Genomic DNA, 8,567 nt, shown 5'->3' with positions numbered 1-8,567 from the left:
ATAACAAAAAATCTTATGCCGAAAGTTACATAAACTTTGGGTAATAACAAAGTCCGAGCTTGGGAAAGTTCGGACTTTGCGCATAAAAAAAGAGGATGCGACGGTTTTGACACACCCTCTTTGTTTTTTGGTGTCTTTTACTTTCAAGTTCTTATATCTTACAATAAACAAATGTCGGAATATGCTCGCAGATAAAAGCTATAAAGCTTCATCTGTGAGCAACGTATGCTATTTTCTTCTCTTTTCAATCGCTTTATAAATCTGTGTTCCAGCCTTTGAAGTAGGAGCTACCCAAAACAAGCCATCTCCTTTTGACATAGCTGTATCAATAAATCCCGGACGGATATCTGTTATGTAGATTTCACCATTCAATTTATTTTTTTGGCGTATTCCTTCAATATAATTGATCTGAAATGCTTTAGTTGCATTATATACCGGGGCAATTTTGCTTCAGTAGAAATTTATTCTTACCCAATGTACGCATGGTTCCATGTTCGACAATGTATCTTTCAAGTTCTGATAAATCTAAATTTGAAATATAGCATTCATTAATGATATCCATACTCTTTCTCTTTAGACAAATGGTTTAAGATCGATTTTATTATTATTCCGTGAAAAGGTCTGATGATAAAGAAATATATTCTTCCCAACCGGTTATTGTATTTCACAACAGTAGTAATCCGAAGTTCCTGCTTCTCATCTTTATATTCACCGCACCACATAGAAACATGAAAATTAAGATGTTTGTCCGGCATTCCGAAAATTTCTTCATGCGCATTTTTATCTGATAGCATATCTGTGAATTTGCCTTCTGTATTTAAACCCAATGGTTTTACAATTGCATTTCTCAGCCGCATAAGCCAATCAATCCATTCAGGTAGCTGGTTAAATGCAAGATTATGAAATTCTTCTGGTGCTATTGCCTGCTTAGAAGTTATCACACATGAATAAGAATCCATATAATCGGCAGGAAGATAGTTCTTTATTAAACTGTCTGCCGGTATGTCTTTCATCTTGTTGCATTTTGATTTATCAGTAACCATCTCCTGCTATTCTTTAGAATCAAGTTTGTAAAAATAATTACTTAAAATGAATAAGCAATATCTTTCCGGAAAATAATATTACCGCCACAATCATTGCCCTACGATTTATTTCCGGCAAATGAATGTGGATTTTTGATACGGTTGTCCAGATAAATACATCGATTGGAGTTCACAAAACAAGCTGCCATCATGATTTTTATATTTAGCATCTTTGTAAATATCGACTAATTTATGGCTCAGTTCGATAAATTGTAACCTTGATTTTTCCGTTAAGTTAGAGGCTAAAAGGCCACTTCCCAATATTCCGGGATTGCAGGGAATAGTATCCCTTTCGATACTGTTCAATATCAGTTTTATATTCAATACATTTGTAATGGCATATTTATGCAAATGGGAAGAAATATATTCATCCAGTTTTTGTTTTTCATCGGTTGTCATAAAGCCATACCATAGCAGGCATTTCATACCCAGTGAGGAAGCTTTGAGAAACAGGTCAAAGAAAGTATGGCCGTCGATACCTTCTTTGTCAATCTCATACGGGTCTATGTGGATGAAGGTTTGCTTGGAAAGAGCCGGCAGTAAGTCCATCACACCCTTTGTTGAATCGCAGTTCCGTAAAATAATATGGTTTTCCAAACTTTCTTTTTCCGCAAAGCAGCTTACATTCTCCAATGACGTCTTTTCTATGTCGAAGAAATAATATCGATCGGCAGTCTTACCTAAAAGTCTCATGGCCAATGCTGGGGAACCATAATAATTGTGGTTCGACAAGGCTTCGTTTTCCAGGTTGTAATAACAGGAATTTGCCAGCTGATTGCAAAGGGGAGATTCTCTTAAGAAATGATATATACCCAATTCCTGTTCAGGCGTATGTTCCAGACGATACATTGCACAGGCAGAATTCGTCTCAACATATATTGAAGGTTTCTCGTTTTTGAGAATTTCACATAAGACCAGATGCTTAAATACATCTGCTTGCTTACCATAATGCGTATAGGCTTCCATTTTCTAAAATCGATTGGTTCAGGTGACAATATTAGGAGAAAGAAAAAAGAAAAGCCTTGACCAAAGTCAAGACTTTCCGAAATTTCATTTGAAAAGAAGGTGTTTTCTGATCCTGCTTACAGTTTCGGGAGTCACTCCAAGAAAAGAAGCGATCTCCTTTAGGGTTAGCCGCTCTTGTATCCGGGGACATCTTTGCATCAAACGGATATATCGTTGCTCCGGTGTGTCATAAAAGCCATACAAGCGTTGTGCAATCTCAGAAAACATTGTTTCCGCAATAGTCCGCCCCAACCGTTGGGTATCCATATCCGTTTCCCAAAAGACATTCAGATTTTCCCAGGGAAGCAGATATATTGCGCTGTCGACAGCAGCCTGAATATTAACAGACGCTTCCGAGCCCTGCCTCAACGCCGGATAATCGCATACGAAGTCGTGCTCAAAGCTATATCCGATGATCCACTCATTCGCATTTGCATCCACACGGGATAGGCGAAACATCCCCGATACGACATACCCAATGTATCTTGTATGATCATTTTGACGAAGGAAATAATCATTCCTGGCAAATTCCTTTAAAGTTCCCTGCCTCACAAACAAATCTTCCAAAGCAGAGTAATCTAATGAGCTATTATTTGTATTGAACTTATCCATCATTCTTTTTATCTTGATTTCAAATCGATCCTCTCATTTAAGGCAATAAAATAAGAAGTTTCCACGCCATATTCAGCACCGGTACGGATCATATCCAATCTCAAGAACCAGTATTGCTTCACGTAAACAGCGGGCAAAGCTGAAGGCCGTATCACCGGCAAAAATAACCGTTCTTTACCTGAAAGCGGTGTAAAAAAAGGACTTCTTGATAATCTCTTGTAAAATATATACTTTTGCATTGTCCCAATTAACGCGTTATGCCATGAATGTCAAAATAGAAGAAAGCTGGCGGCAACGCCTTCAGGAAGAATTCGATAAACCATACTTCGAACAACTGGTCACTTTTGTCAAGAACGAATACAGAAGGGTCCATGTGCTTCCTCCCGGACACCAGATATTCCATATCTTCAATGCCTGCCCGTTCGAGAAAGTGAAGGTTGTCATCCTGGGGCAAGACCCTTATCCCAATCCGGGACAGTATTACGGAGTCTGCTTCTCAGTCCCGCAAGGAGTACCCATTCCGGGATCGCTGGCCAACATATTCAAGGAAATACACCAGGACTTAGGTAAACCGATCCCCACATCCGGCAATCTGGACCGTTGGGTAGAGCAAGGCGTATTTTCTATGAACTCGGTCCTGACCGTACGGGCACACGAAACCGGCTCACACCGGAATATGGGCTGGGAAACTTTTACGGATGCTGTAATAAAGAAATTGAGCGACGAACGGGAGAATCTCGTATTCATGCTGTGGGGAAGCTATGCGAAAGAGAAGATCGCCCTTATCGACACCCATAAGCACCTCGTGCTGACAACCGTGCATCCGTCTCCCCGTTCCGCCGACCATGGCTTCTTCGGCTGCAAGCATTTCAGCAAGGCGAACGCCTACCTTCAAAGTAAAGGCATTCAAGGGATCGACTGGTAAAAGTAACGGATCACCCCACCGACAGAAAAATAGCCTTTCCGTCACCTACATAACCGGCTACTCATTGCTCAAATATTTCCGTATAGCAAATTACAGTAAATCAATCATTATGGAAGGATATACATTTTGACAAAAGTAATCAGGGTCTGTATCACTACAAACCCTGACCTTCTAATAAATGTGTGTCTATTTATTAGATATTGGGTAACCCATATTGTTAATAACTACAACTTATAAAAAACACTGAAGTTTTTTATCGTTACTTTTACAGAGGATTCTGTTCCATCAACGGATTGGCGTCTATTTCCTGTTTCGGGATCAAGAACAGAAGTTCTTTCGATCCTGCTTCAAAATAGCCGGCTTTATCCCAGAACGTTTCATTATGCCCTTTGTTGCGTCTATCCATAGCGATATTCAAGCGTTTGATGTCAAACAACCGGAATCCGTCTCCCCACAGATCGCAACGACGTTCCATCAAAATATGCTGGATCAAGGCCTCACCCGTCACAGTCGGCTTTTGAGCCTCCGGATCGCGATTCTTAGTCAGTTCGAAAATGACCTCTTGCGCCTCGGCATCTTTGTTCTGGCGAGCTAAGGCTTCTGCTTCGATCAGATACATTTCCCCTGATTTCATATAGATGTAATCATTTGTCCACTCTCCGAAACCGGTGAATTTATAGCCGATACGTTCCTCATCAAACAATTGTTTACGTTGGTCGCTATCAGCCATATAATCAATAATTTCCGTGCTGCCGAGCTTAAAGCTGCCCAATGATGCATATCCTCCGAAATCAGGATCTACATGTGAAAAGAAAGATGCATAACTGGTTTGTTGTTCGTCAATCAAAACCGCTCCCCAGATCCATTCGCTATCATTCGAGTCATTCCAACCATTTTTATAATTATTAGTCAGATCATAGCCCTGGCGAGCTTTGTGTGCCATATCGGCAGCAGTGCTCCAGTCGCCGGTCGTCAAGGCAAAACGAGCTTTGAGACCTTGTGCCACATTCAAGTTGATGTGCGATTTATTCGGACGAGATTCATCCGATTCTGTCAGCAGTGCAATTGCTTGGTCGATATCGCTGAAAATTTGTTCATATACCGCTTGAACTGTAGAACGAGGCTTAGCTTCCCCACTATTGTCCAAGACCAGGGGAACCCCCAGTTGGGTATTATTACCGTTATAATCATAACGGTAAGCAAACATCTGCACTAACTGCCAATAGGAATAAGCCCGATAAGCATACGTCTGTCCCTTTATATTTTTGACCAAGCTCTCGTTCAAGGCCGCATCGGAAGCATTATCAATATTTTCAAGGAGCAAATTAGCATTATCAATAATGTCATAGTAATATGACCAAGTGAATTCCAGATCTGCCGAATTTATGTTCCGGCTGTTCAGGTATTGATACCAGGCGACAAACCAACCGTATCCACGTTCCAACTGCAGGAAATCGTCTGCCATAAAGTCAATAATAATATCAATAGACTTTTGGCCGAATCGTCCATGGTTATCGTAATATGCATAGGTGGAACGATGAATTCCATTAAGAGCCGTTTCCGCACCGTTTACAGTAGAGAATAAACTTTCGTCCGTAACACTGTTAGTCGGAACTCTCTCCAGATAATCTTCACCACATCCCGGTGCGATTAGCAGGGATGTACCTAATATGATGGATGAAATTATTTTTTTCATTGCTTGATTCATGTTTTTAGAATGTTACGTTAATACCTAAACTTACTACACGGTTCGGCACATAAGTATAATCTGACGTACCGTTAAAACTTTGTTGAGGATCCATACCTTTGCGCTTACTCAATAAGAACAAGTTGTCGCCGGTCAAAAATACTTTACATCCTTTCATATCCAATTTATTCTGGATAAATCTCGGTAAGGTATAAGAAAGCGTCACGTTCTTCAATGCCAGGAAGCTGGCATTTGTCAACCAACGTGAAGAAGCAGCGTTGGCAGCAGTATAGTTGTTCTGCAAACGGGGAACATCCGTGATATCTCCCGGATTTTGCCAACGGTTCTTAATATCCGCTGACCAATGTGTTCCGAATGACCCCGGATGCATCAAACCTGCATAATTGGAGTCGTACATCTTGCCTCCGATCTGGTAACTGAAGAAAATGGACAAGTCGAAACCTTTATAACTGAAGCTATTCGTAAAACCGCCATACAAATCGGGAATAGCATCACCCATATAATAATAGCTGGCTGCATTCTGATCCTTAGTTGTTTCCCGTCCGGTGACATTTCCATTCGTGTCTTCGATATCTTTATAATACAGAGCGCTACCATCTTGAGGATCGACGCCGGCATATTCACGCAACCAGAATTCATAAATAGAATGGCCTTCGGAAAGTTTCTTGGTTCCGTTAATGATTTCCTGCGGATTGCCATCGGTATCTTTCGGCATCTTTGTAATCTTGTTTCTAAAGAACGTCGCGTTCAGATCCAAGCTCCAACGGAAATCGGACTTCTTGAAAATATCGAATCCTAACATGACTTCCAATCCCGTGTTACGCATCGTTCCGATATTCTGCCACATATATTCAATACCGACAGATTGCGGTTTCGGAGCTTTGAACAACAGGTTGCTGGATACGCGGTTGAACACGTCTATCTCGCCACGGAGGAAATCGAACATAGCGAGTTCAACCCCCACGTTCAGGTTCGAGTTCTTTTCCCATTCCAGTTTCTTGTTCAAAAGCTGGCTATGGACAGCACCGTTCAGGTTCCCGTTGTTTTTGTCGTCGAACGAATACAAACTCTGCCATCCGAAATAAATCGGGTCTCCCCATTCATCCAGGATATTGTCGTTACCTTGCTGTCCGTAAGAAGCTTTCAGTTTCAGGTTGTCAATCCATGTATAATCCTTGATGAAATCTTCTTCACTCAAACGCCACGAAGCACCCAACGACCAGAATGTCCCCCAGCGGGCATCCTTGTAGAAACGGGATGTCCCGTCGTAACGGAACGAACCGGACAGATAATACTTATTGGCATAATCGTAATTGGCCTGGAACAGGTAACCTTCCAAACTGTATTCATTCGTATAGGAAGTCGAACCTTCGGCTACGGAACCGGCCACGATCTCTGTCGTCGGAATGGTAAAACCTGTACGGGTAGCTTCCAGATAACGATAGGTGTACATATAGTTTTCATGTCCGGCCAATAATGCCAGGTTATGGTCGCCGAACGATTTGTTCCAGGTTAAAATCTGGTTGAACGTATATGAATTCTTTTTGATGTAATTCTTGGTAGAACGACCGGATACGCCTTCTGCATCGCCATACATATTGTTCTGATAGGTAGTCTTGTAGTCGTTGCTGATATCCGTGTTGCCGGAAATTTTCAATGTGAAATCTTTCAGGAATTTGATTTCAGCCGATACACGTGCCGAAAGCATATTACGTTCCGTCGAACGGTCGTCAAGCGGCAATGTCACCATCAAGTTTGAGTTAGGCGCATACTGACGGGTATGGCCGGCCCAGGCATAAGGCGAAGAACCGCCTCCCATATCGTACATAGGATCTCCATTACTGTCTTTTACAATTTGGCCATTGCCGTCATATTGATAAATAGGATAGATGGGGGCCATCATACGTCCGTAATAGAACGGGTTGGTCGTATAAGAACCTTCTGCCAGGAAACCGCTTTGGTTGGAAGTCGCACCGGACAGGCCGGCATCTACTTTCAACCAGGAATTAATCTGGCTCGTCAAACCTACACGTCCTGTGAAACGTTCGAAATCAGACCATCTCACCATTCCTTCTTCGTTCGTATAAGAGGCGGAAGCAAAGAACGTCGTATTCTGTGTTCCTCCATTTACCGATACATTATATTCCTGGCGCAAAGCGGTACGTGCCAGTTCTTTATTCCAATCGTCGTTATACAACAAACGTGCATTCGGATTCAGCTTGCCGTCCGCGCCAATCAGTTGGTCGTTCGCAACATTATAGCTGTTATATCCTCCCAGTTTGCCCACGATACCATTCTTATCACCTCCACTGGCTACCGCAGCAGCTTGTTCAGGAGTATAACCATTGTTGTTTACCAACGCATTGCGCCAGCCTTCCCACATCAATTCATAGTATTCGCCTGTGCTTACACGATTATACTCCGGAATGGCACGTGAAACGACACCTAAATTGACTTTCGCATTCAGTTGCACTTTGCCGGAAGTACCTTTCTTTGTCGTGATCATAATCACACCGTTCGCACCACGAGCTCCGTACAGGGCTGCAGAAGTAGCATCTTTCAAAACGGTGATGCTGGCAATATCTTCCGTATTTATCGTACTGATGTCGCCATCAAAAGGAGCACCGTCGACAACATACAACGGATCGTTCGAGGCATTGACCGAACCGACGCCACGAATCTGGATTTTCGCATTATCACCCGGCATACCGGTACTTCCTGTTACTTGAATACCAGGAGCCGCCCCTTCCAACGCCTTTGTCAATGAGGCTGCTTGAAGGTTTTCCAGTTTTTCCGATTTGATATTGGCCGCAGAACCGGTAAACGATGATTTTTTTGTTGTCCCGTAGGCTACAACCATTACTTCATCCAGCTCCGTCAGAGCAGTGTTTAATACTACGCGCATAATGTTTTGAACCGGAACTTCTTTTCCCACCATTCCGACAAAAGAGAATGTCAGCACTTTAGTCGTATTAGGAACATCCAAAGAGAAAGCCCCATCTACATCTGTTACCGTACCAATGGTCGTACCTTTCACCATTACAGAAGCACCAATAATCGGCTCATTGTCCTCTGCGGAAATAACAGTACCTGTCACTTTCCTCGTCTGGGCAATCAACATACCGATCCCGACTAACAGGAATAGCATTACTAATGTTAACTTTTTCATCATAGACACCTTTTTTTATTAATAGAATATGTTTTTTATTATAGTCTCAGCAGAACTACGTCAATT

General features: G+C 42.2%; 6 protein-coding genes. 1 reads left to right on the top strand and 5 read right to left on the bottom strand.

Annotated elements, in window-relative coordinates; genetic code table 11:
* Nucleotides 1-548: 548 nt before the first annotated feature.
* The 3 genes from H8S65_RS20325 to H8S65_RS20315 form a co-directional block, all read right to left on the bottom strand.
* A complete protein-coding gene (locus H8S65_RS20325) occupies nucleotides 549-1,013 on the bottom strand; it encodes a DUF2867 domain-containing protein (RefSeq protein ID WP_186931640.1) in 465 nt (154 codons plus the stop codon).
* A 135-nt stretch (nucleotides 1,014-1,148) separates the two neighbouring features.
* The gene (locus H8S65_RS20320) at nucleotides 1,149-2,048 is read right to left on the bottom strand and encodes a 23S rRNA (adenine(2030)-N(6))-methyltransferase RlmJ (protein WP_186931639.1); all 900 of its coding nucleotides are present in this window, start codon (nucleotides 2,046-2,048) and stop codon (nucleotides 1,149-1,151) included.
* A gap of 84 nt (nucleotides 2,049-2,132) precedes the next feature.
* Nucleotides 2,133-2,702 carry a Crp/Fnr family transcriptional regulator gene (locus tag H8S65_RS20315; protein WP_363182796.1) on the bottom strand — a complete coding sequence of 190 codons (570 nt, stop codon included), beginning with the start codon at nucleotides 2,700-2,702 and terminating at the stop codon, nucleotides 2,133-2,135.
* Nucleotides 2,703-2,961: 259 nt separating this feature from the next.
* Here H8S65_RS20315 and ung point away from each other — a divergent pair, with 259 nt between their 5' ends.
* On the top strand, nucleotides 2,962-3,624 hold the full coding sequence (gene ung / locus H8S65_RS20310; RefSeq protein ID WP_186931638.1) for a uracil-DNA glycosylase: 663 nt from the start codon (nucleotides 2,962-2,964) through the stop codon (nucleotides 3,622-3,624).
* A 265-nt stretch (nucleotides 3,625-3,889) separates the two neighbouring features.
* Here the strand turns inward: ung and H8S65_RS20305 are convergent, their stop codons facing one another.
* Both H8S65_RS20305 and H8S65_RS20300 read right to left on the bottom strand, forming a co-directional pair.
* Nucleotides 3,890-5,320 (bottom strand): RagB/SusD family nutrient uptake outer membrane protein, encoded by a 1,431-nt coding sequence (locus tag H8S65_RS20305; RefSeq protein ID WP_186931637.1) that lies wholly within the window; start codon nucleotides 5,318-5,320, stop codon nucleotides 3,890-3,892.
* Nucleotides 5,321-5,336: 16 nt separating this feature from the next.
* Nucleotides 5,337-8,504 carry a SusC/RagA family TonB-linked outer membrane protein gene (locus H8S65_RS20300; protein WP_186931636.1) on the bottom strand — a complete coding sequence of 1,056 codons (3,168 nt, stop codon included), beginning with the start codon at nucleotides 8,502-8,504 and terminating at the stop codon, nucleotides 5,337-5,339.
* Between the last annotated feature and the right edge of the window lie 63 nt (nucleotides 8,505-8,567).

The organism is Parabacteroides hominis (assembly GCF_014287585.1).
GTDB lineage: Bacteria > Bacteroidota > Bacteroidia > Bacteroidales > Tannerellaceae > Parabacteroides > Parabacteroides hominis.
The sequence above is the reverse complement of the archived record's forward strand: the minus strand, read 5'-3'. Positions and strand labels throughout refer to the sequence as shown.